25 protein-coding genes are annotated in these 26206 nt (G+C 71.0%); 6 read left to right on the top strand and 19 right to left on the bottom strand.

Features of this window, described 5'->3' with window-relative positions; genetic code table 11:
- Positions 1 to 84 precede the first annotated feature (84 nt).
- Together F4X11_22550 and F4X11_22545 are read right to left on the bottom strand one after the other, a co-directional pair.
- Positions 85 to 336, bottom strand: coding sequence for a hypothetical protein (locus tag F4X11_22550; GenBank protein ID MYN67774.1), 252 nt, complete (start codon positions 334 to 336; stop codon positions 85 to 87).
- A gap of 9 nt (positions 337 to 345) precedes the next feature.
- Positions 346 to 1932 carry a leucyl aminopeptidase gene (locus F4X11_22545; protein ID MYN67773.1) on the bottom strand — a complete coding sequence of 529 codons (1587 nt, stop codon included), beginning with the start codon at positions 1930 to 1932 and terminating at the stop codon, positions 346 to 348.
- Between F4X11_22545 and F4X11_22540 the strand changes: the two genes are divergently transcribed.
- Entirely contained in the window at positions 1917 to 2378 is a 462-nt protein-coding gene (locus F4X11_22540; protein ID MYN67772.1) for a hypothetical protein, read from the top strand. The genes F4X11_22545 and F4X11_22540 overlap by 16 nt on opposite strands.
- Here F4X11_22540 and F4X11_22535 read toward each other — a convergent pair whose 3' ends face one another.
- From F4X11_22535 to F4X11_22485, 11 genes are read right to left on the bottom strand one after another with little or no spacing between them, the layout of a single operon-like run.
- Complete coding sequence (locus F4X11_22535) at positions 2379 to 3302, bottom strand: prephenate dehydrogenase/arogenate dehydrogenase family protein (GenBank protein ID MYN67771.1); 924 nt, start codon at positions 3300 to 3302, stop codon at positions 2379 to 2381. It lies immediately after the preceding gene.
- A 15-nt stretch (positions 3303 to 3317) separates the two neighbouring features.
- A complete protein-coding gene (gene aroF / locus F4X11_22530; GenBank protein MYN67770.1) occupies positions 3318 to 4373 on the bottom strand; it encodes a 3-deoxy-7-phosphoheptulonate synthase in 1056 nt (351 codons plus the stop codon).
- Between the two features lie 37 nt (positions 4374 to 4410).
- A complete protein-coding gene (gene pheA / locus F4X11_22525) occupies positions 4411 to 4746 on the bottom strand; it encodes a chorismate mutase (protein MYN67769.1) in 336 nt (111 codons plus the stop codon).
- Position 4747: 1 nt separating this feature from the next.
- A complete protein-coding gene (locus tag F4X11_22520; GenBank protein ID MYN67768.1) occupies positions 4748 to 5581 on the bottom strand; it encodes a tryptophan synthase subunit alpha in 834 nt (277 codons plus the stop codon).
- A gap of 7 nt (positions 5582 to 5588) precedes the next feature.
- Complete coding sequence (gene trpB / locus F4X11_22515) at positions 5589 to 6821, bottom strand: tryptophan synthase subunit beta (GenBank protein MYN67767.1); 1233 nt, start codon at positions 6819 to 6821, stop codon at positions 5589 to 5591.
- Complete coding sequence (locus tag F4X11_22510) at positions 6818 to 7441, bottom strand: phosphoribosylanthranilate isomerase (GenBank protein MYN67766.1); 624 nt, start codon at positions 7439 to 7441, stop codon at positions 6818 to 6820. Before F4X11_22510 ends, trpB begins: the two co-directional genes overlap by 4 nt.
- A gap of 10 nt (positions 7442 to 7451) precedes the next feature.
- Positions 7452 to 8303: an indole-3-glycerol phosphate synthase TrpC gene (gene trpC / locus F4X11_22505; GenBank protein ID MYN67765.1), complete on the bottom strand. Its 852-nt coding sequence runs from the start codon at positions 8301 to 8303 to the stop codon at positions 7452 to 7454.
- Positions 8300 to 9322 carry an anthranilate phosphoribosyltransferase gene (gene trpD, locus F4X11_22500; GenBank protein ID MYN67764.1) on the bottom strand — a complete coding sequence of 341 codons (1023 nt, stop codon included), beginning with the start codon at positions 9320 to 9322 and terminating at the stop codon, positions 8300 to 8302. Before trpD ends, trpC begins: the two co-directional genes overlap by 4 nt.
- Positions 9323 to 9327: 5 nt before the next feature.
- Positions 9328 to 9903 (bottom strand): aminodeoxychorismate/anthranilate synthase component II, encoded by a 576-nt coding sequence (locus tag F4X11_22495; protein MYN67763.1) that lies wholly within the window; start codon positions 9901 to 9903, stop codon positions 9328 to 9330.
- Entirely contained in the window at positions 9903 to 11417 is a 1515-nt protein-coding gene (gene trpE / locus F4X11_22490) for an anthranilate synthase component I (protein ID MYN67762.1), read from the bottom strand. Before trpE ends, F4X11_22495 begins: the two co-directional genes overlap by 1 nt.
- A gap of 22 nt (positions 11418 to 11439) precedes the next feature.
- The gene (locus tag F4X11_22485) at positions 11440 to 12930 is read right to left on the bottom strand and encodes a type I 3-dehydroquinate dehydratase (GenBank protein ID MYN67761.1); all 1491 of its coding nucleotides are present in this window, start codon (positions 12928 to 12930) and stop codon (positions 11440 to 11442) included.
- A 320-nt stretch (positions 12931 to 13250) separates the two neighbouring features.
- Here F4X11_22485 and F4X11_22480 point away from each other — a divergent pair, with 320 nt between their 5' ends.
- Positions 13251 to 15122, top strand: coding sequence for a hypothetical protein (locus tag F4X11_22480; protein ID MYN67760.1), 1872 nt, complete (start codon positions 13251 to 13253; stop codon positions 15120 to 15122).
- On the top strand, positions 15119 to 17332 hold the full coding sequence (locus F4X11_22475) for a hypothetical protein (protein ID MYN67759.1): 2214 nt from the start codon (positions 15119 to 15121) through the stop codon (positions 17330 to 17332). Before F4X11_22480 ends, F4X11_22475 begins: the two co-directional genes overlap by 4 nt.
- A 23-nt stretch (positions 17333 to 17355) precedes the next feature.
- On the opposite strand, the gene F4X11_22470 is transcribed toward F4X11_22475, so the two are convergent.
- On the bottom strand, positions 17356 to 18162 hold the full coding sequence (locus F4X11_22470; GenBank protein MYN67758.1) for a hypothetical protein: 807 nt from the start codon (positions 18160 to 18162) through the stop codon (positions 17356 to 17358).
- Complete coding sequence (locus F4X11_22465; protein MYN67757.1) at positions 18135 to 18869, bottom strand: sigma-70 family RNA polymerase sigma factor; 735 nt, start codon at positions 18867 to 18869, stop codon at positions 18135 to 18137. Before F4X11_22465 ends, F4X11_22470 begins: the two co-directional genes overlap by 28 nt.
- 76 nt (positions 18870 to 18945) lie before the next feature.
- Between F4X11_22465 and F4X11_22460 the strand changes: the two genes are divergently transcribed.
- Complete coding sequence (locus tag F4X11_22460) at positions 18946 to 20265, top strand: spore maturation protein (GenBank protein ID MYN67756.1); 1320 nt, start codon at positions 18946 to 18948, stop codon at positions 20263 to 20265.
- 127 nt (positions 20266 to 20392) lie between these two features.
- Here F4X11_22460 and F4X11_22455 read toward each other — a convergent pair whose 3' ends face one another.
- Together F4X11_22455 and F4X11_22450 are read right to left on the bottom strand one after the other, a co-directional pair.
- Positions 20393 to 20827 (bottom strand): cytochrome c, encoded by a 435-nt coding sequence (locus F4X11_22455; protein MYN67755.1) that lies wholly within the window; start codon positions 20825 to 20827, stop codon positions 20393 to 20395.
- A 2-nt stretch (positions 20828 to 20829) separates the two neighbouring features.
- Positions 20830 to 21858 carry a beta-propeller fold lactonase family protein gene (locus F4X11_22450; GenBank protein ID MYN67754.1) on the bottom strand — a complete coding sequence of 343 codons (1029 nt, stop codon included), beginning with the start codon at positions 21856 to 21858 and terminating at the stop codon, positions 20830 to 20832.
- Positions 21859 to 21992: 134 nt separating this feature from the next.
- On the opposite strand from F4X11_22450, the gene F4X11_22445 reads away from it, so the two are divergent.
- Positions 21993 to 22715: a molybdopterin-dependent oxidoreductase gene (locus F4X11_22445; GenBank protein ID MYN67753.1), complete on the top strand. Its 723-nt coding sequence runs from the start codon at positions 21993 to 21995 to the stop codon at positions 22713 to 22715.
- On the opposite strand, the gene F4X11_22440 is transcribed toward F4X11_22445, so the two are convergent.
- Positions 22712 to 23917: a hypothetical protein gene (locus F4X11_22440; protein ID MYN67752.1), complete on the bottom strand. Its 1206-nt coding sequence runs from the start codon at positions 23915 to 23917 to the stop codon at positions 22712 to 22714. The two genes, F4X11_22445 and F4X11_22440, sit on opposite strands and share 4 nt — an antisense overlap.
- A 276-nt stretch (positions 23918 to 24193) precedes the next feature.
- On the opposite strand from F4X11_22440, the gene F4X11_22435 reads away from it, so the two are divergent.
- Positions 24194 to 25066, top strand: coding sequence for an aldolase (locus F4X11_22435; GenBank protein ID MYN67751.1), 873 nt, complete (start codon positions 24194 to 24196; stop codon positions 25064 to 25066).
- 99 nt (positions 25067 to 25165) lie between these two features.
- Here the strand turns inward: F4X11_22435 and F4X11_22430 are convergent, their stop codons facing one another.
- Positions 25166 to 26008 carry a hypothetical protein gene (locus F4X11_22430; GenBank protein ID MYN67750.1) on the bottom strand — a complete coding sequence of 281 codons (843 nt, stop codon included), beginning with the start codon at positions 26006 to 26008 and terminating at the stop codon, positions 25166 to 25168.
- Positions 26009 to 26206: the final 198 nt, after the last annotated feature.

Here is a 26206-nt window from a genome sequence, read left to right as displayed (position 1 = left end):
GGCGGGCAATCGGAAGCCGTAGCGCGGCAGGAGCGGTCGCGTCCGGCGACGGTTGTCGGGGCTGCCGAAAGGCGGAGCAGGCGATCAGCGGCCGGAGGCTCCCAGACCGAGACGGGTTGCGCCTCCGCCGGCGGTTCCATCGATGTCCCGGCCGCGCAGCTTCCGCATGCCGATAAGGAGGCCGGCCAGGGATACGCCGAGCAGGACGGCGACGAGGCCGAGCACGCCCACGACCGAGAACGCGCCGAGCACCACGTCGATGACGGTCGTCTGCTCGGTGGTGGCGTCTACCATCTCGTAAACGAGCGGCGTCACCGGCTCGGGCTGAACGACCATGAAGACAGCCTACCAATTCCAGTCGTCGGTCGCCAACCTGGTCAGCGTGCGCACCATGACGCCGGTGGCCCCGGCGGCGGCGTCCTCCCGGGGCTTCTCGATCCAGGCGGTACCGGCGATGTCCATGTGGGCCCAGGGCAGCCCCCCGGTGAACGCATCGAGAAACGCCGCCGCGGTGCACGCCCCGCCTTCGCGCCCGCCGATGTTCTTCAGATCGGCCAGCTCCGATCGCAATTGCTCCCGGTACTCCTCGTAGAGAGGCAGTGGCCACACCCGCTCGCCCGCCCGGGCGCCGGCCGCCTGCAGCGCCTCGCTCCATGCGGCCGGGCGGGCGAAGAGCCCGCTGGCGGCTCCGCCCAGCGCAATCACGCAGGCCCCGGTCAGCGTCGCCACGTCGACCAGATGGGTGGCTCCGCATTCCCGGGCGTACCAGAGCGCGTCGCCGAGGATCAAGCGGCCCTCTGCGTCCGTGTTCAGGACCTCTACCGTGGTGCCGCCGGCGCCGGTCAGAATGTCGCCCGGCCGCGTGGCGCGGCCGCCGGGCATGTTCTCGGCCATCGGGACGATGCCCAGAACGCGGCGGGGAACTCCCAACGCCCCGATCGCGCGCATCGCGCCGACGACCGCGGCGCCGCCCGCCATGTCGCTCTTCATCCACTCCATGCCGGCCGCCGGCTTGATCGAAATCCCGCCGGTGTCGAAGGTCACGCCCTTGCCGACCAGCGCCAGCACCGGCTCGGTGGGCGCTTCGGACGGCTCGTGACGCATGATCAGCAGACGCGGCGGCGCCGCGCTGCCCTGGCCGACACCCAGGAGCAACCCCATGCCGAGCTCGCGGATGGCGGCCTCGTCCAGAACCTGGGTGGCCACTCCTGCTTCGGCCACAGCTTCGACCGCCCGTTCCGCGAACACGGCCGGAGGCAACAGGTTGGACGGCTGGTTCGCGAGTTCGCGGGCCAGGTTGGTCGCCGCGCCGATGGTGACGCCCCGGGCGACGGCCTCCGTCGTACCGGCGACGCCCTTCCCGTCGGGCCAGACGACGTCGCACGCCGGGGCCTGGCCGTCCGTTTCGGGCTCGCTCTTGTAGCGGGTGTCGACGAACCCGCCGGTGACGACGCCCTCCCCTACCGCCTGGGCCAACTCCGCCGGTTCCCCGTCGCTCCGGCAGACGAAGGCGAAACGCTCGACACGGCGGCCACGCGCCACCCGGCTGGCCACCGCCGCCGCTTCGCGCAGGCGAGCGGCCGGTCCTTCCGGTCCGGGCGGTGCACCGACCAGGAGCAATCGCGACGCGCGCCAGCCGGCGCCGGTCAGCGCGGTCTCGAACGTCTCGCGGCGTTTCCCCCGAAACGCACCCGAAGACCGGGCCTGTGCGAGCACACCGCCGGTAGCGGCGTCGAGACCGGGAAGGTCGTCCAGCGTGTCGGCTGCGGCGTCGCCCAGCACGGGGACGGCGAGAAGCGGCGCGTCGGCCGCCGCCGCCGGGGCGCCGCTCGCGCCGGCGGTGGCGGAAGTCGTTGTCGGCATCGCGCGATTATATCGGGCTACAATGAGGAAATTCCTGTCTGAGAGGTCAGCCCATGGCTCGTTCATCATCCCGGCGGCGCGGCGCGTTCCTCGGTTTCTCGGTCGGCGTGCTGTCGGTCATCCTCGCCGCCGGCCAGATGTCCGACGGATACGCTGCGTTCCAGCGGCGGGGGCCCGACGACGACCCCCGGCTCCGGCTGCGCGCTACGCCGCGCGTGGGGCTCGCTCCCGCGAGCATTCTGTTCGTCGGAACCCTCGACGGTGGTCCGGACGACAACGAGGAGCTCTACTGCACGACCATCGAGTGGGACTGGGGCGACGACACGTTGTCGGAGAGCACGCCGGACTGCAATCCGTTCGAGCCGGGCCGGACGGAGATCCGCCGCCGCTTCTCGGTCCGCCATACCTTCGACTACGCCGGCCGCTACGAGGTGCGCCTCAATCTGAAGCGCCGGGACGACATCCTCATCTCGGCCCGCACGCGCATCGAGGTGCGCGGCAACCGTTTCCGGTAGTCATTCCCCCTGGGGGGCGCGGCGGCGGGCCGCGAGCGCGGCCCTCCACCGGGAAGCCGAGTCGAAGATCCGGTCCACCGCCTTGCCGTCGGCGAGATGGTCTCGAGCCGCCTGAAGCTCCCGGATCAGCTCGTCGAGCGCGGTCCCGATCTCGTCCGCGTTCGTGGCGCAGATGTCCCGCCAGATGTCCGCGGGGCTCGACGCCAGCCGCGTGGTGTCCGCCAGACCCCGCCCGCTCAGCGCCAACCCGTCCTCGCCGATGGCATCGCCGACGACGTGCATGAGCACGCTGGCGGTGAGTTGCGGCACGTGGCTGAGAAAGGCGAGCAGGCGATCGTGGGCGTCGGGGGCCAGCACGTGAGGCACGGCGCCGAAGCCGGCGACGAACCGGCGCAGCTTCTCGAGCGCTGCGCCATGGTGGTCGCCGGACGGCGTGAAGAGCCACGGCCGGTCCCGGAACAGGTCCGGACGCGCGTGGTCGATGCCGCTGCGCGGCGCGCCTCCGAGCGGATGTCCGCCGACGAAGGTCAGCCGGGACGGCAGCGCGCGCGCCGCTGCGACCAGGTCGCGTTTCGTGCTGCCGACGTCGGTGACGATCGCCGCGCCCCGCACGTGCTCTTCGAGGTCGGCAAGCAGGGCCAGATTGGTACGGACGGGAGCGGCCAGCACCACGAGATCGGCGTCCGCCATCACGACCGGATCGTCCGCGGCGACGTCGATGGCGTGGCGCACCATCGCGCGCTCGAGCACCGGCTTGTCGTCGACGCCGATCACCATTCCGGTCGGCCAGGTCTCCCGAACGGCGAGGGCCAGGGACCCGCCAATCAGGCCGAGCCCGACGATCGCCACCCGATCGAACACCGGCGGGGCCGACGGTGCCGTTCCCGGCTGTATGACCGGCAGCATGCGAGGTGTGTCCGCCATGGCTGTTGCCCCGGCTCAGACGTGCGAGGCCGCCACCCGGCGGGCCACCGGCTCCACGCAGATGCTCCGGCTGATCGCCGGGGCGATGATGCGCAGCTCGGACATCAGGCGCTCGAACTGCTCCGGGAACATCGACTGCGCGCCGTCGCTCCGGGCGTGGTCCGGGTCGGGATGCACCTCTATCAGCAGTCCGTCCGCGCCCGCCGCCACCGCCGCCCGAGCCATCGGGGCCACCTTGTCGCGCAGTCCGGTTCCGTGGCTCGGGTCGACGATGATGGGCAGATGGCTCAGCTTGTGAATAACCGGGATCGCCGAGATGTCCAGCGTATTCCGGGTGTACGGCTCGAACGTGCGGATGCCCCGCTCGCAGAGGACCACGTTGCCGTTGCCGCCGGCCAGCACGTACTCCGACGAGAGCAGCCACTCCTCGATCGTCGCCGAGATGCCGCGCTTGAGCAGAATGGGCGTCCGCGACCGCCCCAGCTCGCGCAGGAGGCTGTAGTTCTGCATGTTGCGGGCGCCCACCTGCAGCATGTCGGCGTACCTGCCTACCAGCTCGATCTGGCTGACGTCCATCACCTCGGTCACCAGCTTCAGCCGATGCCGGTCGCAGGCGGCGCGCAGCATTTGCAGGCCCGCCTCGCCGAGGCCCTGGAAGCTGTAGGGCGAGCTGCGCGGCTTGAACGCCCCGCCGCGCAGCATCTTGGCGCCGGCCCCGGCTACCGTGGCGGCGGCGGAATCGACCTGCTGCTCCGTCTCGGCGGAGCAGGGCCCCGCCATGACGATCACCTCGTCGCCGCCGATCCGGAACCCTCCCAGCGAAACGACGGTGGAGGTCGGCCTGAAGGTGCGGCTGGCCAGCTTGTAGGGCTCGGTGATGCGCAGCACCTGCTGCACGCCGTCCATGACCTCGATCACGCCGGTGTCGAATTCCCGGTTCCCGCCGACCGCCCCGAGCACGGTCTTGAGCGCGCCGGTCGAGCGATGCACGTCGAAGTTCCGCTCGACGAGCGTGGCGATGACGTGCTGAATCTGGTCCTCCGACGCGCGTTCCTGCATGACGACCACCATCGCACTCTACTCCCTGCGCCCGGCGCGTCCGGCCGGGCTACCCGTTCCCGGGCTCTCCTGCATCCCGCAGCCGTTCCAGACGGCGCGACTCGTCGATGATCCGCTCGAACAGGCGGATTATCGCGACGTCCGCCAGGGGACCCGCGTTGACCCGCCGCACGTGATCGAGCACGGTCCGTTCCCGGCCCGGCTGGTAGACTTCCATTCCCACCTGCTCCTTGAGCCGCCCGATCTCGTTCGCGCAGGTCGCACGGGCGTTCAGGAGACGCACGATTTCCTCGTCCAACCGATCGATCCGACGCCGGTACGCATCGAGCTGCTCCGCGATGTTCGCGGGCGCCGGCGGATCACCCTGGGACCTGCCTTCCGGCATCTCACTGCTCTCCCGCGCCCACGGACGCGGCGCGGCCCGCGGGAGTGTCGACCTCGCCGCGCAGCCACCGCACGTACCGCTCCACGTCACCCAGCACGCGGTCCGGCGCGGCCCGGGCGATGACGTCGATCAACGCGCTGCCGACGACCGCGGCGTCGGCCCAGCGTCCCACTTCCGCCACGTGTTCTGGGCGCGAGATGCCGAAGCCGAGCGCGACCGGCAGATCGGTAGCCCGCCGAATGCGGCCGACCAGCGCCTCGGCGCCGTCGGCAATCGCGCTGCGGGCGCCGGTCACCCCCAGCCGCGATATGCCGTAGAGGAACCCGCGCCCCAGCGCCGCCGCACGGCGGATGCGCGCGTCGGTCGTGGTGGGGCTGAGCAGGAAGATCGGGTCGATTCCGGTGCCCAGCGTCGCGTCGCGAAACCGGTCGGCCTCCTCGATCGGGAGATCGAGTGCGAGCACGCCGTCGACGCCGGCCGCCGCGGCCCGGTCGACGAACCGGGTCGTGCCCATGCGCACGACCGGGTTGGCATAGGTGAACAGCACGATTCCGGCCGAGATGTCCGGTCGCACCTCGGCCACGAGGTCCAGCACCCGGGCGAGCGTGGCGCCGGCGCGCAGCGCCCGTTCCGACGCCCGCTGAATCACCGGTCCGTCGGCGAGCGGGTCGGAGAACGGCACGCCGACTTCCAGGACGTCGGCGCCGGCCCGGTCCAGCACCTGCAGGATCTCGGCGGAACGCTCCAGATCCGGATCGCCCGCCGTCGTGAACGTCACGAGGCCGTGCCGGCCGCGGCGCCGCAAGGTCTCGAACGTACGCTCCAGACGCGACATGCTCTTGCTATCCCTCCGCCGGCTCGCGTTCCCTGATCGCGTCCACATCCTTGTCGCCCCGCCCTGACAGGTTCACGGCGATGATGCGTTCGCGGCCCAAGCGCTGCGCGAGGCGGCTTGCGTGCGACACCGCGTGGGCCGACTCGAGGGCCGGCAGAATCCCTTCGGTGCGGGCGAGCAGCCGGAACGCGGCGAGCGCCTCCTCATCGGACGCCGAGGCGTACTCCGCGCGGCCGAGATCGCGGAGCCACGCGTGCTCGGGCCCCACGGCGGCGTAGTCGAGCCCGGCCGACACCGAGTGCGTGGGCTCGATGTTGCCGTCGAGGTCCTGCAGGAGATAGCTGCGCGTGCCTTGCAGCACGCCGGCCACCCCGGTCGCGAATCGCGCCGCGTGACGCCCCGCCACCAGCGCCTCGCCCCCAGCCTCGACGCCGACCAGCCGCACCTCGGCGTTCTCGACGAAGCCGTCGAAGATGCCCAGGGCGTTGCTGCCTCCCCCCACGCAGGCGACCACGACGTCCGGAGCGCGACCCGCCAGCTCGTCCATCTGCGTACGCGCCTCGCGGCCGATCACCGACTGGAACTCGCGCACCATCAGCGGATACGGGTGCGGGCCCAGCACCGAGCCGAGCAGGTAGTAGGTGTCCTCGACGTTCGTCACCCAGTCCCGCATCGCCTCGTTGATGGCGTCCTTCAATGTCCGGCTCCCGGAGTCGACCTGCGAGACGGTCGCCCCGAGCAGGCGCATCCGATAGACGTTGAGCGCCTGCCGCCGCATGTCGTCGGCGCCCATGTAGACCTCGCACGCGAGCCCGAGCAGCGCGCAGGCGGTGGCCGTGGCCACGCCGTGCTGTCCGGCGCCGGTCTCCGCCACGACCCGCCGCTTGCCCATCCTGACCGCGAGCAGCGCCTGGCCCAGCGCGTTGTTGATCTTGTGGGCGCCGGTATGGGCCAGGTCCTCCCGCTTCAGGAAGATCCGCGCCACGCCGCCCGATCCCGCGCCGGCTTCCAGCGCGGCCCGCAGGCGTGTCGCCTCGTAGACGGGCGTGGGCCGGCCGACGTAATGCCGCAGCAGCGCCTCGAGATCGGCGGAAAACGCCGGGTCCCGGCGGGCCTCGCGATAGGCCTGCTCCAGCTCCTCCACCGGTGCGACCAGCGTTTCGGGAACGAAGCGGCCCCCGTACTCCCCGAAGTACCCGCGCGAGTCCGGATCGCGCCGCCCGAAGCTCGGAGCCGTCATGCGCGTGCCACCTCCTCGAAGAACTCGCGCAGCCGGCCGGCGTCCTTGCGGCCCGGCTGCTCCTCGACACCGCTCGATACGTCGATCCCGTACGGCCGGACGGTGCTCAGCGCGGCGCCCACGTTCTCCGGCGCAAGGCCGCCGGCGAGGAAGATCCGGCGGCGGGCGGCCACGCCGGCCGCCACGCGCCAGTCGACGGTTCGTCCGGTCCCTCCCCGGCGTACCGGATCGCGGGCGTCGAGCAGCACGGTGATGTGGCCGGGCACCCGGCCGGCGGCGTCGCGGGTGGTGGTCTCGCCCGCCACCGCCACCGCCTTCAGCACGCGATACGGCAACCCGTCGCACAGCGTGGCCGGCTCGTCTCCGTGAAGCTGGACCGCGGCCAGGCCCACCAGCTCGGCGATGCGGCGCACATCGCTCACCGCGGGATCGACGAAGACCCCGACCGGCGCGACGTCGGCCGGCAGCTCGCGGGCGAATGCCGCCGCCGTCTCGGGCTCGACGTAGCGCGGGCTCCGCGGCCAGAAGACGAAGCCGACGGCCGACGCCCCGAGATCGGCCGCGCGCAGGGCGTCGTCCCGTCGCGTGATGCCGCAGACCTTCACTTTCGCACGAGCCATGTTCTCGATCTCAGGCAGTGACGCCGCCGCGGGCGCCCCGCGGCGCCGGCTCGACCGCGGCGAGCATCCCTGCGAGGGCGGCGCCGGGGTCCGACCGGCTCATGAGCGACTCGCCCATCAGGAACGCGTCGTACCCCGCGTCCCGCAGCGCCTGCAGGTCGGCCGCGCTGCGCAGCCCGCTCTCCGCCACCGCGACGACCCCTTCCGGAATCGCTTCGATCAAGGTCCGGGACGCCTCGAGATCGACGGCGAGCGTCCGGAGGTTGCGGTTGTTGACGCCGACCACCGCCGCTCCCGCGCCGAGCACCCTGTCGAGCTCGCGCCGATTGTGGACCTCGGCCAGCACGGCAAGCTCCAGACCGGCGGCCTCCGCGGCAAGTCTGCGGAGCGTCCGGTCGTCGAGCGCAGCCGCGATCAGGAGAGCCGCGTCGGCGCCGGCCGCCCGCCCCTCGATCAGCTGGTACTCGGAGACGATGAAGTCCTTCTGCAGCAACGGCACGTCCACCCGCTCGCGCACCGCGCGGAGATGATCGCGATCGCCGTCGAAGAAGGCGGGCTCGGTCAGGACGGAGACCGCCGCCGCGCCGGCCGCCGCGTAGCCGGCCGCGATCTGCGTGGGTTCGTAGTCGGCGCGGATCACGCCGCGCGATGGCGAGCGGCGCTTGCATTCCGCGATCACGCTGCAGCGATCCGGATCGGCCAGCGCGGCCGCGAAGCGGTTCCCCCGTGGTCGCCGGCGCGCCGCGGCGCGCTCGACTTCGCGCAGCGGGCAACGCGCCCGCCGCTCCTCCACCGCGCGGCGTGCGGCTTCGACGATGGTCTCCAGCAGGTCGGCCGGCGTCGTCTGCACGGCGGCGGTCATCCTTCCGGCTCCGGGGCCTGCGAGCACTGTGCCATGCGCTCCACGGTCGCCGCCGCACGGCCGCTCCGCAGTGCGTCGAGCCCCATCTGCATGCCATCCTCCAACGAGTCGACGCAGCCGGCCACCAGCAGCCCGGCCGCGGCGTTGGCGAGCACGAAGTCGCGCGGCGGGCCCGACTCGCCACCCAGCACGGCACGTGCGATGCGGACGCTGTCGTCCAGCCCGTCGACACGCAGCCGGTCCAGGGTCGTCGGCGTCAGACCGAAGTCGGACGGGTGCACGTGGAGCGTCGAGACGGTGCCGGCGCGCACCTCGCAGACCTTCGTGTGCCCCACCGCCGAGACTTCGTCCAGTCCCTCCGCGCCGTGCACCACCCAGGCGCGCTCGGAGCCCAGCTCGGCCAGCGCGCGGGCGACCAGCTCGGCCAGCTCCGGCCGCGGCACCCCGACCACCTGGCGGCGTGCGCCGGCGGGATTGGTGAGTGGGCCGAGCAGGTTGAACGCCGTGCGGATGCCGAGCTCCCGCCGGACCGGGCCGGCGTGCCGCATGGACGGATGAAAGGCCGGCGCGAAGAAGAACGCGATGCCAGCCTCGTCGAGACAGCGCTCGACCACCGCGGGCGGCGCGGCCAGGTTCACCCCGAGTGCCTCGAACAGGTCGGCGCTTCCGCAGCGGCTCGACACCGAGCGGTTGCCGTGCTTGGCCACCTCGACGCCGCAGGCGGCGAGGACGATGGCGGAGAGCGACGAGACGTTGAACGTATGCGACCGGTCGCCGCCGGTGCCGCAGGTGTCGAAGCTCGATGCGCGGGGCCGCGACAGAGCCACCGCATGCGCCCGCATGGCGCGGGCGAGACCGACGATCTCCCGCGGGCGCTCCCCCTTCATGGCCAGGGCGACGAGGAAGCCGGCGATCTGCGCGGGCGTGGCGGCGCCCTGCATCACCTGGTCCATCGCGTCCGCGGCCTGCGCCTCGGTCAGGTCCTCGCGCCGGAGCAGCGTATCGAGTGTCTCACGCATGACTCTCAGGGAACCTGGCAGGCGAGGAAGTTGCCCAGGACGCGTCGACCCTCGCCGGTCAGCACCGATTCAGGATGGAACTGCACGCCGTGGACCGGCCAGCGGCGATGGCGGACCGCCATGATGGTCCCGTCCTCGCGCGCCGTCGCCGCCACCTCGAGGTCGTCGGGCACCGTAGCTCGATCGACGGCGAGCGAATGATATCTTCCGGCGGGGAACGGCTCGGTGAGCCCGTCGAACACGCCCCGCCCGTCGTGCTCGACCGTGGACGTCTTTCCGTGCAGCAGGGCCGGCGCGGCCACCACCGCACTGCCGAACGCGATACCGATCGCCTGGTGCCCGAGGCAGACGCCGAGAATCGGAACCCGCGGCGCGTACGCGCGGATGAGGTCGACCGTGATTCCGGCCTGCTCCGGCCGGCCCGGCCCCGGCGAGATCACGATGCGCTCCACGTCGAGCCGGTCGACGTCGGCCACGGCGAGGGCGTCGTTGCGGACCACGCGCAGCACGGCGCCCAGCTCTCCCAAGTACTGCACCAGGTTGTAGGTGAACGAGTCGTAGTTGTCGATCACGAGCACCATCACCGATTCCTTGCTCCGCTGGCCGACGGCCCGCGCCCGCTCTCGGCCATGTGCAGCGCACCGAAGAGCGCCGACGCCTTGGCCCGCGTCTCCTCGTACTCGGCCGTCGGATCCGAATCGGCGACGATGCCGGCCCCGGCCTGCACCCACGCGCGTCCGTCGCGAATCACGATGGTGCGGATCGTAATGCAGCAATCCAGATGCCCGGCGAAGTCGACGTAGCCGACCGCGCCGGCATAGATGCCGCGACGTGTCGGCTCGAGCTCGTCGATGATCTCCATCGCGCGGATCTTCGGGGCCCCGGACACCGTGCCCGCCGGAAAGCACGCCGCGAGGGCGTCGAGCCGGTCATGGTCGTCGGTCAGCTCGCCGACGACCCTCGAGACCAGGTGCATCACGTGCGAGTACCGCTCCAGCGCCATGTACTGCGGCACCTGCACGGAGCCGTAGGCGGATACCCTCCCGAGATCGTTGCGGCCGAGGTCGACCAGCATCACGTGCTCGGCCCGCTCCTTCTCGTTCGCCCGCAGCTCGTCGGCCAGCCTCGCGTCCGCCTCGGCGGTCACCCCTCGCGGCCGCGTGCCGGCGATCGGGTGCGTCTCGGCGCGCCGGCCCTCGACGCGCACGAGCATCTCGGGTGACGACCCGACGATGGAAACCCCTCCCAGGCGGATGAAGTACATGTAGGGGGACGGATTCACGTACCGCAGCGCCCGATAGACGGTGAACGGATCGCTCTCGATCTCGGTCTCGAACCGCTGCGAGAGCACGACCTGGAAGATGTCGCCGGCCGTGATGTAGTCCTTGGCGCGGCGCACGGCATCCTCGAAAGCCGCCTGCGTCGTGTTCGAGCGAAACGATACGGCCCCCCCCGAGGCGGGCGGCGGCTCCGAGAGCTGGCGCCGCAGCTCGGCCTCCAGAAAGCCGATCCGGGCCAGCGCGAGCGCGTAGCACGCCTCGAGATCGCAACCCTCCTCCACCTCGGCGTTGGCGATGATCAGGATGCGGTGCTTGACGTGGTCGAAGGCCATGACGGTGTCGAACAGCATGAACGCCGCGTCGTCGCCCGCTTCGGCCGGCTTCGGATGCGCGGCGCGCGCCCGCTCCAGCGTCGGCTCGAACCACTTGGCGGTGTCGTACCCGAGAAATCCGACCGCCCCGCCCGCGAAGCGGGGCAGGCCGGGCACCCGCGGTGCGCGGTAGCGAGCCAGCAGTCCTCGCAACGCTCCCAGGAACGGTTCGGCCAGCTCCTCCGTGCGCCCTCCCTGCTGCCGGATCGTCCTGCCCTCCGCCGACCGCAGGACGAGGAACGGATCCTTGCCGAGAAACGAGTACCTGGCGAGATGCTCGCCCCCGGCCACGCTCTCGAACAAAAACGCGTGGTCGGCGGTCTCGGCCACCTTGAGGAAGGCCGAGACCGGGGTCAGCAGGTCGGCCAGCACCTCCCGGCAGACCGGCACGAACGTGGCGCCGCGGGCCAGCTCTCGGAACTCGTCGAACGTCGTTGCGGTCATCGTGTCCATGACGGCGTTTCCGTCACGCGGGCTGCGCGGCGGCCCCCGAGACCCCTTGCGCCTGCCGGGCGAGATCCTGCTCGGCCGCCTGCTGGAACCGATCGGCGGACGGGGTCTCGCCCGTCCACCACGCGAACTGGCGGACGGCCTGGGCCACTAGCATGTCGAGCCCCCCGATGGTGTCGCACCCCGCACGCGCCGCGTCCGCCATCAGGCGGGTCTCCGGCGGGTTGTACACGAGGTCGTACACCAGGCGTCCATCGAACGGCCCGTCCGGCAGCGGGCTCCGTCCGGCAGCGGGCCACGTCCCCAGCGGCGTGGTGTTGATCAGCAGATCCCAGGAGGCCGGTCGCGGCGGCAGCGGCGCCGTACGGGTGCCGGGCGCCACGTCCGCGACGGCGGCGGCCCGTTCCGGACGCCGCGCGCAAACGGTAACGTCCGCGCCCGCGCCGCGCAGCGCGAACGCCGCGGCCCGGGCCACCCCGCCCGATCCCAGCACGGTCGCCCGCGCACCGGCCAGCGCCATGCGGCCGGCCAGCGGCGCCAGCAGTCCGGGCACGTCGGTGTTGAGGCCCTCCCAGACCCCGCCGGCCAGAGGGCGCACCGTGTTTACCGCGCCGATCGCGTTGCCGATGGCGTCCTGCTCGGCCACGTGCGGCACGATCGCTTCCTTGAAGGGCGCGGTGACGCTGGCGCCCCGCAGTCCGACGGCGTCGGCGAAGGCCAGGAAGTCCTCCACGTCGGCGGCTTCGAGAGGCAGGTAGACCGCGTCGATGCCGTGCGCCCGAAAGCCGGCGTTGTGCATCGCCGGGGAGAGCGAGTGACCGATGGGCGACCCGAGCACGCCGTAGACGGCGGTACTCTCCGCAATCTCCCGGAACCGAAACTGCTCCCGCATCCGCACCAGGTCGATCTGCCCGGGCGCGATTCCGTCACCCGCGTAGGTCCAGCACGAACCGAACCGGCCGGCCAGGACGCGCGACGGGATCCCCGCCACCCCCATGCCGATCAGGACCCGGGGTTCGTCGTCGCTCCCAAGCCTCGCCACCCGCAGAGCCTCCGTAAGCCTGCCCGCCGTCGACGCGATCTTCACCACTTCGGCCCCGGTGGCCCGCATCGACCGATACCGGGCCTCCAGATCCGCCGGTACGCCGTCGAAGTCGTGGAACGACAGGACCACCCCGCGGCCGCCGCGGGCAGCGAGGACCTCATCCGCGAATCCGGCCCGCTGCTCCACGTCGACGTACTCGGCGCCGAGGCGGCAGGCCTCCAGCAGAATGCGGCGGCGCTCGGCCTCGCTGCCCGCGAACGCGCCTCCCTCCCAGGTCGGCCGGCAGGTGGCCACCACCGGGCGTCGGCGGTCCGCGAGCGCGCCGCCGACGTCGGGATCGGCTACGCTGTCCAGACGCAACTCCACGAGGTCCGCCCCCTCCTGCGCGTCGCGCCGCGCACGCAACTCGGACGTCGTTTCCGCCGTCACCGTCGCGCACAACCGGGTCCTGCCGTCGCCCATTCGTCTCCGCTGCCCACAAAAAAAGCCTCTTCACCCTGGGGGTTGAAGAGGCTGGGTTGTCCTGTCCAGTGACGTCGGCCTGTCAGCCAGCCCCTCCCTGCGAGGCGATAAACGTGCGGCGCCACCAACAGGGCCGACTTTCCGCCGCCTCACCAGGATTGCGCATCGTTCTGACCGTGGGAAACATCGCCTTTGCCGCCGCTTGTCCCACCGCGCGGGCCAAGTTCTGACGGTAGCAGAGGTGGATCGGAGTGTCAATTGCAGTCGCCGGGAACCGCTTGACGGTATGATGGTTCTCGACGGAAGGAAGCCCGGTCGCCATGAGACTCACGCCAAGCCGCTTTTCGGCCGTTGCCGCGGGTATCGCGCTCGCGGCCGCGACGCTGGTCCCGTTGCCGGCGGTCACCTCCCGAATGCCGGTGGACGAGATCGAGGTCGGGATGCGGGGCTTCGGCGTCACGGTATTCGGCGGAGCGACCCGCGACCGGTTCGACGTACAGGTGCTCGGCGTGCTCACCAACGTGCTCGGTCCCCGGCGCTCGCTCATCGTCGCCAGGCTCGAAGGCGGTCCGCTGGCGCAGACCGGGGTCATCCAGGGCATGAGCGGCAGCCCGGTCTACATCGACGATCGTCTGGTGGGCGCCGTCTCCTACGCGCTCGGGTCGTTCTCCCGCGAAGCGATCGCGGGCATCACCCCGATCGAGGAGATGGCCGCGACGGACTCGACCCCGCTGCTTGCCGCTCGGCGGTGGTCCATACCGCTTCCGCCGGCGCGCGACGTCACACGCGACACCCTGGTCGACGTCGTCGCGCGCGCCCTGCCACCCGCCGAGCCCTTCGCCCGGCGCCCCGGCGACGTCCGCGCCGCCGGCCTGCCGGCGGTCGCCGCAGGAAGGCTCGGCGCGTTGCTGCGGCCGATTGCGACACCGCTGGTGCTGAGCGGGTTCACGCCCGAGATCCATGACCTCTGGAACGCCGCGTTCGGCGCCGGCGGTCTCGTTCCCACCGTCGGAGGCCAACGCGGGGGGCCGTCTTCCGGCGTTGACGACGGGCCGCCCCTGCAACCGGGAGACCCGATAGGCGCCAGCCTGATCCAGGGCGACCTGGCCATGGCGGGAACCGGCACGGTCACCCTGGTCGAGGACGGCCGGGTGTATGCCTTCGGCCACCCGTTCTACAACCTCGGACGGGCCCAGTTGCCGATGACCCGGGCCCACGTCACCACGCTGCTGCCGAGTCTCGCGATCTCGTCGCGGCTGGCCACCATCGGCCCCGTGCTCGGGACGATCGACCAGGACCGATCGACCGGCATCTACGGGAGTCTCGGGAACGGACCCGAGCTGATTCCGGTCACGCTGTCGATCTCGGCCGCCGACCGCCGCCTGCGCGAACGGTTCACGTTCGAGATCATCGACGACCCCTTGTTCACGCCGATCCTGACGCTGACCGGTGTGCTCAACACGTTCCTCTCATGGAACCGCGACGTCGCCCCGAGCAGCACCTACGAAGTGTCGGGAATCGCCGCCCTGGGAGGCGGGTACGGCAACCTGGCGTTCGGCAACGTCTTCACGGGGCAATCGGCCGCCTTCAGCGCGGCGCTCTCGGCGACGACGCCGTTGATGTCTCTTCTCGGCAACCGATTCGGACCGGTCGAGGTGGAACGCATCGATATCGATATCAACACCTACGAACGCCCCCGTACGGCCACGCTGGAGCAGGTCCGCATCGACGCGGACCGCATCCGGCCCGGTGATACGGTTCCGATCGGGGTGGTCGTCCGCACGGTCGAAGGCGTCGCGATAGCGCATACGGTCGACGTCGAGCTGCCTCGCGACGTGACCGGCTCCGTGCAACTTCTGGTGGCCGACGCGGCGACGCTCGACCGGCGCGAGGTGCGGGCCGGGCGGCAGCCGCAGCAGGCCCGCTCGCTGCCGCAGTTGATCCGGGCCCTCAGCACGGGACGGCAGCAGGACCGCCTGTACGTGCAGTTGCTGGCCTCGCGACCCGGCGCCGTGGTGCGCGGGCAGCCGCGGGCGGGGTTGCCCCCGTCGGTGCTCGCGGTGCTCGACGGTGACCGCGCCGGCGGCGACGTGACCCGCTTGCGCGAAGCGACGCTGGGCGAATGGGAGGTTCCGATCGGCTACGTCACCTCCGGCTCCCGCCAACTCTCCTTTGCGGTCGAGGCCGAATGACGTCTCTCGCGCGCCGGCGCCTCACGGGAATTGTCGCCGCCGCGCTCGCCGCGGCCGCTGCAATCGTCGTGGTGTCCGCGGCCAGCCCTGTCTTCTGGCGCGTCTCCACGCAGGCGGAGTTCCTGCGCGGCAGGGCGGACAACGTCTCCATCGACGCCGGCGGGCGGCTGTTGCTGGGGCCGAACGCCGAGCGGGTGCATGCCACGGGGCTGCCGTTTCTCTGGTCGCTCGCGCGGGCCGGCGGGGCGCTTTGGGTCGGCGGCGGCCCTCCCGGCGCCGTCTACCGCGTGTCTCCCGCCGGTGAAGCGAGCACCGTCCTCGCTGGCGCCTCCGGCGACGTGCAGGCGCTGGCGGTCGGGACGGGCGGGACCGTGTACGCCGCGCTGTCGCCCGGCGGACTGATCGCCGCCCTCGACGCCCGCGGCACGCGGCGCGACGTGTTCGACGCGGAGGAACCGTACGTCTGGGCGCTCGCAACGGGCTCCGACGGATCGCTGTACGCGGGCACCGGCAATCCCGGGCGGATCTACCGCATCCCGCCGGACGGCAGCGCGGCACTGCTGTACGACACGGGCGCCGCGCACGTCCGGTCGCTCGCCGTGGACGCGCAAGGCCGCCTCGTCGCCGGTACCGGCTCGCCCGGCCGCGTGCTGCGGCTCGACGCGGCGGGGCGCGCGTTCGTGCTGCTCGATACGCAGCACGACGAGATCACGTCGATCCGCCTCGCCCGCGACGGCGCGGTCCTGGCGCTGGCCGCCGGCGGCGCCGCGGCGCCTATCTCGGCGGGCCCCGCCGCCCCCGCCGCGGCTGCTTCCGCTACTCCGGTGGTGACCACCAGCGTGTCGGTGACGGTGACGGCCAGCGCGCCGGCCACGCCGGCGGCGGCCCCGTCCGCGCCGAGCACGGGCGCCGCCGCGCCCTCGACCGCACTGGGCGGCGCCGTGTACCGCATCGCGCCGGACGGCATCTGGGACGTGGTGTGGCAGTCGACCGCGGACACGCCCTATGACGCCGTGATCGACGCCGAGGGCGCCGTCATCGTCGGCACCGGTCCGGAAGGAAAGATCTTCCGCGTGCAGGGCCGGCCGCGGACGACGGTGCTCCTCACCCGCGCCGCCGCCGGGCAGGTCACCCGCTTCGTCGACGGACCGGACGGCCAGACCTACTTCACCACGGCGAACCCGGGCAACCTGCACCGTCTCGCCTCGAGCCGGGCCGGCAGCGGCACCTACGTTTCCGATGTGCACGATGCGCGTACGGTGGCGACATGGGGCACGATTCGCTGGCGCGCGAGCACGCCGGGCAACAGCTCCGTCCGCCTGCATACCCGCGCGGGCAACACCGCGGTTCCCGGCGAGACCTGGAGTCCCTGGTCCGAGGCGTACACCGTTCCGGCCGGCACGGCCATCAGCAGTCCCAAGGCGCGCTACCTGCAGTGGAAGGCGGAGTTCGAGGGGGCCGGCGTCGCACCGGCGCTCTTCTCGGTCACCGCGGCCTACCTGCCCCGCAATCTCGCCCCCGAGGTCACGCAGGTCACGGTTCATCCTCCCGGACGGGTCAACCTGCAGGCGTTTCCGACCGACCCGCCGATCGCCGGACTGGACGCCGTGCGCGATCCCGCGGCCCCGCCGCCGGCGCCCGGCGCGGCGCAGACGCCGACCCTGGGCCGGCAGGTCTATCGCAAGGGCCTCCAATCCTTCGCCTGGGAGGCGCGCGATCCCAACGACGACCCGCTGCGGTTCGAGATCCGCTACCGCGAGGAGACCGCCGCCGAATGGCGGGTGCTGCAGCGGGACCTGACGACGCGCCTCTTCACCTGGGACACGACGTCGACGCCGGACGGCACCTACGTCGTACGCATCGTCGCCACCGACGCCGGAGCGAACGCACCGGGCCAGGCACTGACGGCCCTGCGCGACACCGCGCCCTTCGACGTCGACAACACGCCGCCCCGCATCGTCGTCGAGAGCGTGACCCCGTCCGGAAACCAGGCTCGCGTACGCCTGCTGGTCTCCGACGCCCAATCGACGCTCGACCGCGTGGAGTACAGGGTGGACCCCGATCTCTGGCAGGCGGCCTATCCGGCGGACGGCATCGCCGACGAGCGTGAGGAGCGCTTCGAGCTGGCCGTGCCGGCCGCGGACCTCGACCGGCTGGTGCTGCGCGTCACGGACGCCATGCGGAATACCGCGACGGCCTCCGCTCGCTGATCTCTCTCGGGGCCGGACCCCGGCTACGCGGTAGGCGCGAAGGCGACGTCGCGGCCGTCGGACATGGACGCGTCGGCCAGGATCGTCACCTGCTCGACCACCCAGACCATGTTGACCGCCACCGGCGCGCCGCGGTACTCGGCCGGCAGGAACCGCGAGCCGTATGCCGAGTCGACCAGTTCGTGCCAGCTCAGCGGGTCCGGCCCGCTCGACCCGAGCACCTCGATTCCCGAGACCGTTCCCTCGCGCGTGACGACGACCGCGAACGTCACCCCGGTCGGGCGGCCGGGCAGCGGCATCGGCTCGGGCAGGGTCAGGAGCACTGCTTCGGGGCTCAACTGCGGTGCGACCATTCCGGTCCGAAGCTGCACGGGATTCTCGTTCGAACCCGGATTCGACAGAGCCTCCATCATCGCCGCCAGCGAATCAGGGCTCTGCACGGTACTGACGGCGCTGGCCGCGACCAACGCGCAGACGACGGTCACCGCACAGGCGGCGCCGGCCAGCCAGACTCTGTGCAGATTGTCCGCCAGCCCGCGCATGCCGGTCGTACGGGCCACTTCCCGCTCGGCGGCGATACGGCTCAGCACCATGCCCCCGACCACGCGCAGGCGCTCGACGATGTCGTCGTCCAGCCGATCTCCCGCCACCAGCCGCACCGTGCGGCTCAGCTCCCGCTCCTCGTCCGCTAGACGAACGCAGGCCGGGCATTCGGCGAGGTGCGCGTCGACGGCAATCCGCTTGCCCACGGAGAGCTCGTCGTCGATATAGGCGGCCAGATGCCGCCGCGTCCATCTGCAGGTCACCTTGGCCAGAGCTCCTTCAGCGATTCGCGGAGCGCGGCGCGCCCGCGCGCGAGTCTAGACTTGACCGTACCCACCGTCACGCCGAGCGAGAAGGCGATCTCCTGGTACCGCATGCCGTGGAACTCCCGCAGCACCAGGGCCGACCGCTGTTCGAACGGCAGCGCGCCGATGGCCGCCCGCATGCGCTTCGCGAGCTGTCGCCGCTCGAGCCGTACGTCGGCTCCCGGTTGATTCGTGGCCCGCGGCTCGCCGTGGGCGGACGCGTAGTCCTCCAGCGAGACCTGCGCATCCCGCCGACGCCGCGTCCAGGACCGCTGCCGGTTACGCGCCTGATTGACGACGATGCGGTAGATCCAGGTCCTGAGCGTCGCGTCCCCGCGGAACCTCGCCAAGGTCCGGAACACACGCAGAAAGACGTCCTGCGAGACGTCGAGCGCCTCCTCGCGATCACCCAGCAGCGCGAGTGCGAGCTGGAACACCATCGCCTGGTGCGTTTCGACCAGCCGGCGGCACGCCTCCTCGTCCCCTTCGACGCACCGGTCGATCAGCGAGGTGTCGGCCGCGGGGAGCGCCGACCATTCGACAGCCGATGCAGATCTCAAGAGCCCCACCAGAGGCCGCGTTCGCGGCCTTCGCCGTCCCGCCAAGGTTCGCGTACCACCGTACCTTATGCAAGGAGGCCGCCGACCTTGCGGTCGCGAGCGCCTCCGAGCCACTGTACGTTTGGACACCGGCGACGTCCGAAGGTTCCATCACGGTTCCTGCTACGATCGGCTCCGGTCGCCCGGTAGCCCGGCCTGCCCAATGCTGAACGGTCTTTTCGTCTCGGTTGCGCTCGCCTCGGTGCTCCTGGCCGCGGCCACGGGCCGCATGGAGGATCTCACCGGAGCGATCCTTTCGTCGGCGCGCAACGCCGTCGACCTCGCGATCGGGCTCGTCGGCGTCATGGCCTTCTTTCTGGGGTTGATGCGCGTCGCCGAGAACGGCGGGCTGATGGCCACCATCGCCCGCGCGGTCCGCCCCGTCATGCGTCGGCTCTTCCCGGACGTGCCGGACGACAGCCCGGCGATCAGCGCGATGATCCTCAACATCGCCGCCAACATGATGGGCCTCGGCAACGCCGCCACGCCGTTCGGCATCAAGGCGATCCAGGAGCTCGACAAGCTGAACAGCCGCCCGGGCACCGCCACCAACGCGATGGCGCTGTTCCTCGCCATCAATACGGCGGGTCTGGCCGTGCTGCCCAGCGGCATGATCGGCGTGCGCGCCGCGCTCGGGTCGGAGGACGCGGCCGGGATCTTCTTCCCGACGTGGTTCGCCAGCGGGTCGGCGACGATTGTCGGCGTCACCGCGGCGCTACTGCTATCGCGCCTCGGCCGCTACCGCAGGACGGCGCCTCCCTCCATCGAAGCCCCGACGACCGCAACGACGGCGGAGCCCGAACCGACGGAAGTCCCGGCCGGAGCCCCGGCCGGCCCGGAGGCGGCGCCGGAACCTCTCGCCGGGCGACTCTGGATCGCCCGAGCGTTCTGGATCGCCCTGCTGGCGCTGGCCGCCCGCGACTTTCTCACCCGGCTCGGTGCGGAAGCCCCGGTGGACGCGTTCCGCGGGATGACCTCGTTCTGGATGCTCCCGGCCCTGGTTTCGGCGCTCGTGCTGTATGGCTGGGTGCGTGGGGTGCGGGTATACGATTCGCTGGTCGAAGGCGCGAAGCAGGGCTTCGACGTCGCCTTGCGCATAATCCCCTTCCTGGTCGCGATTCTCGTGGCCATCGGCATGTTCCGCGCCGCCGGCGGCATCGATGCCCTCGTAGCCGCGCTGGGACCGATTACCACCCTCATCGGCATGCCCGCCGAAGTGCTGCCGGTGGCGGTGCTTCGTCCTCTGTCCGGCTCCGGCTCGCTCGGCGTGGCCGCCGAGATCATTCAGACCCATGGCCCCGATTCCGTGATCGGCTATCTGGCCAGCACGGTCTACGGCAGCACCGAGACCACCTTCTACACGCTGGCGGTCTACTTCGGGGCCGTCGGCATCCGCAACACCCGCCATACGCTGCCCGCTTGCCTCTCGGCCGACGTCGCCGGCATCCTCGCGGCGACGTTCATCGTGAACCTGCTGTTCGGGTAGGCGACCGAGGTGCACGGAACGGTGCAGTCGCACGCGCCGCCGGACGTCTGCGCGACCTTGGGCGGTGCAGCCCTCGGACAAAGGCAGGGGTATGAGAACGGCCTGGCCCGGAATGGGGGAAAGGAACTCAGGGATCGAAGGGAATCGCGTTCAGCGCTTCCTCGTCTTCGGGAAGCGCCGTCTCGCCGGGCGGCAGGCGGTTGCCGCGGAGGATGTGCGCCATGATCTCGGCCGTCTGGGCGGGGCTGAGCGTGCCCGGTGCGTCCTGCGGCATCGTCTCCTGGATGTACCCGAACATTTCGCCGAGCGAACGACCGCGCCAGAAATTCCGAAAGGTGTGATCGCCGAGCAGGGCCGCCATCCCGGGAACGAACTGGCGGATGGCGCCGTGGCACACGGCGCACCGGTCGTCGTACAGGACCTCGCCGCGATCCGCCTGCTCCACCGTGTAGACACCATCGCGCACGGAGGGAGCAGCCACCTCCACGCCCGGAGCGGCGACGACGACCCCGGCCACCAGGACCGGAGCCGCCGCGCCGGCAAGACGAAGAACAGCGCGCATCCCTACTGATCGAGTATCAGCGTGGCGTTGCGCTTCGGAACGTTGCCGCCCGTCACGATCTCGGTGACCTTCTTCACCGATTCGATCTCCACCACGGCGACGCTGCTGGTGTCCGCCAACGAAACGTAGGCGTACTTGCTGTCCGGCGTAATCGTGATCCAGTTCGGCGACTCGCCGACGACGACGCCGCCGACCAGCTCCAACTCCGGCAGCGCGTAGACGTAGACGCTGCTGTTCAGGCTGCTGTTGGCGACCAGGTACTTGTTGTCCGGGGTCACGCCGATGCCGTGCGCGGTGTTGCCGCTGTGACCGGGCAACTGCTCATCCTCGGGAACCGCGGGGTACTCGATGCGCCGCACTTCCTTGCGCGTCGAGAAATCGATGACGCCGAAGCCGTTGAAGTTGGAGAGCTGCGCGTAGACGTGACGCGTCGAGCCGTCCTCGTGGCGGTCGAACGCCATCGGGCGGATGCCGCGATCGAAGTAGGTGGTCCACACCGGCTGGTCGGTCGCGGTGTCCACGACGGTGAGGTTGCGCGCGCCGATCATGCCGGCGACGGCGTACTTGCCGTCGGGCGTGACGTAGGTATTGTGCACGCCGCCGTGGACCGAGATCGTCGCGATGATCTCCTCGGACTCGGTGTCGAGCACGTCGAGGGCCCCGGGGGCCTCGGCGATCGCCGTGTAGACCTTCTTGCCGTCCGGCGTGATCGCGATGTTGTTGGGATGTCCGCTGAGCGGGACCTTCTTGATCACCTTCAGCGCCTTCACGTCGACGATGTCGATGGTGTTGTCGGACTCGTTGGCGATGTACACCTTGCTCCCGTCGGGAGCCGGCGCGGCGCCGTGGGCCAACGAGATGCCGTCGATCTCGGCGACCACCTCGTTGGTGGCGGGATCGATGAAGTGCAGGTTGTCGCCGCGGCTGTTGGTCTGGACGATCCAGAACTTGTCCTGCGCCGCCGCCGTGACGGGCAGCACGAGCATCACCGCCGCCACCAGATAGCAGACCGACCAGTGTTTCGTCGCCATCCTTCGAACTCCTGTCTTGTTGCCGTACCGTTGAACCTGCTTGCGCGCCTGTCCGGCGATTCTACCACCGCCGGTCGGTCCCGAACGGATAGAATGCTGTCGACTTCGGCGCGAAGAACCCAGGAGGTGCAGCGATGACTCTCTCTCGACGCAAGGCGCTCTCCGTCTCCGGCTCCGCCCTGGCCGGCCTGTCCCTCGGCGTCGTCCGCCCCGGCAACGCCGCACCAGTCGCGACCCGGGCGCAAGAGGACTGGCCGGACAGCCTCGTCGAGAGGCCGCTCCGCGAGGGATTCCCGGCGCCGCTGCCCCTCAATGCCGACGGGTCGGCCCCCGAGCACCCGGAGAGCGCGGCCGGCGGGATCACCGATCCGCTGATGTGGCGCACGCAAGGGCGGCGGACGCCGGAGATCGAGTTCGACTACCGGCGGATGGCGATCCGGGTCGACACCCGCGGCATGGCCCGGCTTTCCGGCACGCTGCGCTTCTCGGACCTGGAGCAGCTTCCGGTCGTCTCCGGCACCTGGCTGCTGCAGTGCGGCGCGCCGAACCCGCGGGGCATCGTCAAGTGGACCGGCGTCCGCTTCAGCGACTTCGCCGACATGCTCGGCGTCATCCCCGAGGTCCACTACTGCCGCTTCGTCGGCTCCGACCGCTTCTACGCGGACGAGCCGATGACGACGCTCCGGCGCCCGCAGGTCCTGCTGGCGTGGCTGATGAACGACGAGCCGATCCCGCCGCGGCACGGCGCGCCGCTACGGCTGATCGTGCCGTTCCGCTACGGGAACCGCAGTGTGAAGGCGATCACCGAGATGACGTTCAGCACGCCGGGCCCGCGGATGCCGCCGCTGCCGGGTTAGTTCACGCGCGTGAACTTCTGGTTCCGTCGCCCGCCGACCGTCTCGGCGGCGTAGAGGTTCCCCTGCGAGTCGATCACGATGGTATGGGGAAAAGTGAACTCCCCCGCCATGTGACCGGACCCGCCGATGCTGCCGACGATGTCGCCGCTCTCGCGCTCCAGGATCCAGATGCGGTTGCTGCCGAGGTCCACGACGAACAGGTGGCGCTGCTCCGGGTCGCGCGAGAGCTCGATGTCGGTGGCCCGCAGCGTCGCCTGACCGTACGCGGCCGGGTCGACCGGGATGATGCGCCGCAGGTTCCCCTCCCGGTCGAACACCTGGATGCGGTTCTGCCCGCGGTCGCAGGCGTAGACCAGACCGTCGTTGCCGAGGACCACGCAGTGCGGGTGTCCCCCGCCGCCCTCGACGAACTGCCCCTCGCCGCTGCCGGCCGATCCCCACTGGCGCAGGTAGTTGCCCTCGCGGTCGAAGACCACGATACGGTGATTGCCGTAGCCGTCGGCGATGTACACCGAGCCGCGCTCGCCGGTCACCGGGTCCGGGTTCGGATCCACGGCGATGTCGGCCGGGGCGTTGAGCAGCGTCCGGCTGCGGTTGTAGCCCGGCTCGCCGCAGGTCGGATGCGGAGACCCCGGGTTCAGCGTGGGCGGACCGTCGCAGACGCCCTTGGCGCCGATCTGCAGCAGCATCCGCGACCCGTCGTGGGTCCATTTCTGGACCACGCCGTCCGAATTCCCCGCGATCCAGATGTTGTCCATCTCGTCCACGAAGCAACCGTGGATGCCGTGCGGCAGCACCGCGGCCGCCCCGTCCTCGGTGAGCGTCGTATCGCCCCAGCTCGCGGCGACGCTTCCGGCCGGGTCGTAGAGGATCACCGGCGGCGACGGGATCGACTGAGAGCCCTCCTGGGGCAGCAGCCCGTTGGGCAGGAAGCCCCGGTTGACGGTGACGACGCGGTCCTGCGAGTCGATGCAGCTCGCCCCCACCATCCCGGTCACCCACTGCCGCGCCAGCCCGTTCTCGTCCGTCATGGTCGGCAGGGGCTGGGGCCAGAACGGATCGACCCGATACATCGGGGCTTCCGCCGCGTCCTGCGCCGCGGGCAGCGCCAGCCAGAACGCGCCGCCGAGCAGGGCCGCAAGCAGCACGCCCGCGTGAGTGCGCCGGCCGGTGAACCGGGTAGCGGCAGGTAGTTGCTTCATGGTCGTTCCTTATATCACCTGCACCGGTCGATTGCAGCGGAGCCCTTTGCCGCGGCCTGCCGGAAGTCCGCGCCGCAGGGCGGTGCAGACTCCCGGAAAGGACCGGGCGGGCGGGCGGCCGAGTCCCAGGGCAACGGTTTCCGGGCTACAGTAGGGCACGCGCGCGACCTCGCGGTCGCGGCGCGACCCTGCTGGTCGCGTTAGGGCGTTTCGCTGCGGCGAAACCCTGTGGAGCGAATCCCCAGGAGTCGGACACACGCGGATGAGGAGGTTTCGATGAGCACGACGTACGCAGCACGTGGCACCGCCTTGCGGCGGGCGCGCTGGATCGCCGGGGGGGTCGCCGCCGCCCTGGCCGTTGCCGGCGGTTTCGCACCGAACGACGCCCAGGCGCAGGAGCGGACCCGCCTGAACAAGGTCATCGAGGCGATCGAGGAAGGCAGGCCAGCCATCGCCAACCAGGACTGGCGCTTCGTCGACATGGAGCACTCGCCTTTTTCGGCCCAGGGCATCGTGGAGGCCTTCGCCGAGGCCGATCAGGACCGCGACGAGCAGGGGCGCATGCGGCTGACGCCGATGGTGCGCATCCCGCAGGAGGGCGACGAGGACTTCAAGTGGGCCATCAAGCAGGTCCTCGACCTCGGCGGTCTCGGCGTCATCGTGCCGCACGTCGATACCGGCGAGGAGGCCGTGCGCCTGGTGCAGGCCGCGCGCTATCCGCCGGCGCGGGACGACGCGCAACCCGAGCCGCGCGGCGAGCGGGGCTGGGGTCCCGGCCGGGCGACCCGCCTGTGGGGCGTGGACACCGCCGAGTACCACGCCCGGGCCGACGTGTGGCCGCTCGACCCGGACGGCGAGCTCTTCGTGGTGGCCATGGTCGAATCGGCCGAGGCGGTCGCGAACATCGACGCCATCCTGGCCGCGCCGGTCAGCGCGATCATGGTCGTTCCGGGCGACATGAGCATCGACCTCGGTCTCGGACCGGCGCCCGGGCCGGAGAACCATCCGGAAGTCGACGCCATGTACGACAAGGTCCTCGCGGCTTGTCAGGCCCAGGATCGCGTGATCTGCGGCTGCGGGGACGGCGCGGTCCGGCTGCAGCAGCGCATCGACGAGGGCTGGCAGTTCATCCTGCCACTGGGCGGATAGCGCTTCATCGGAAGGGGGGCCGGAGGACTTGACACCAATCTCCTCCGGCGCCGAAACCGGCGGGGCCACCGACGCGCGTCGGTGGCCCCGCTATCAGCTCTAGGAACAGCTGGATCCGGTTCGCTCCCCGCGAACCCACCCGGCCAGCATCTGCCACTCCGGGTCGTCCCGACTCTGCCAGCGTCGCGGACCGTTGTGCGTGTAAGCGCCGCCGCCGTCGGGATGAAGGGGCTTCAGCAGAAGCCGACTCTGCTCCGGGTTGCCCGGCGTGATCACGCGGGTGATCAGCTGATAGGCGCGCTGGGCCTCTTCGTCGCTCCACTCGTCGCCACGTCCGGGAGCCGGCGCGAAGCCGATGAGCCCCGTGGAATGGCAGTTGCTGCAGCGGAGCTGCCCTTCGCGCGGATTCGCGAAGACGGGCTGAACGCACGCGCGGAAGAACTCGAAGTCGATCTCGGGCTCCGGCGGCGGGACGAAGGCGTCATCCGCCATGCTTCGAATCCAATCGAGCAGCGCAACGTACTGTGGGTCGTCAGCGGAGGTCCAGTAGGTCCCCCCGGTGTGAGTCAGTCCGCCCGCATCGGGTGACAGGGGCTTCAAGAGCAGCCGGCTGCTCTCGGGATCGGCCGTGTTGATGAGCTGGCTCACCACCTCGAAGTTGCGCATCGACTGCTCGCTGCTCCAGCCGGCATTGGAGTTCGGGGTCTCCAGACTGAAGCGCACGCTCGTCTGCCACGTGTGACACATCACGCACGACGCATAGCCTCCAATCGTGCCCCCGCGGTCTTCCATGAAGACGCTCTCGACGGTGCCGCGATACGTCTCCAACTCGCCGGTGCTCAGGGTCTGAGCGGCGACCGGCGCGACAATGCCCGGCGGTGGCGCCACGACCGCCACCGCAGCCAGACAGCAGATCAGCCCCAGGCCGAGTCTCGTCATCATGACGCCTACTCCTCCTCCGACCGCATGTTGGTGCCCTTGGGATTCACGCGGTCGGGGGGCAGGATGACCGTGCTGATGCGGGCCGGCCGCGCGCCGGTCGTGATGGTGGCGACCACCTCGAGCTTCTCCAGATCGATCGCCAACGTCTGGTCGGTCCCGGACACCGCGACATACATGTACTTGCTGTCGGGTGTCGAC

Source organism: Acidobacteriota bacterium, from assembly GCA_009861545.1.
Taxonomy (GTDB): Bacteria; Acidobacteriota; Vicinamibacteria; order Vicinamibacterales; family UBA8438; genus WTFV01.
The sequence above is the reverse complement of the archived record's forward strand: the minus strand, read 5'-3'. Positions and strand labels throughout refer to the sequence as shown.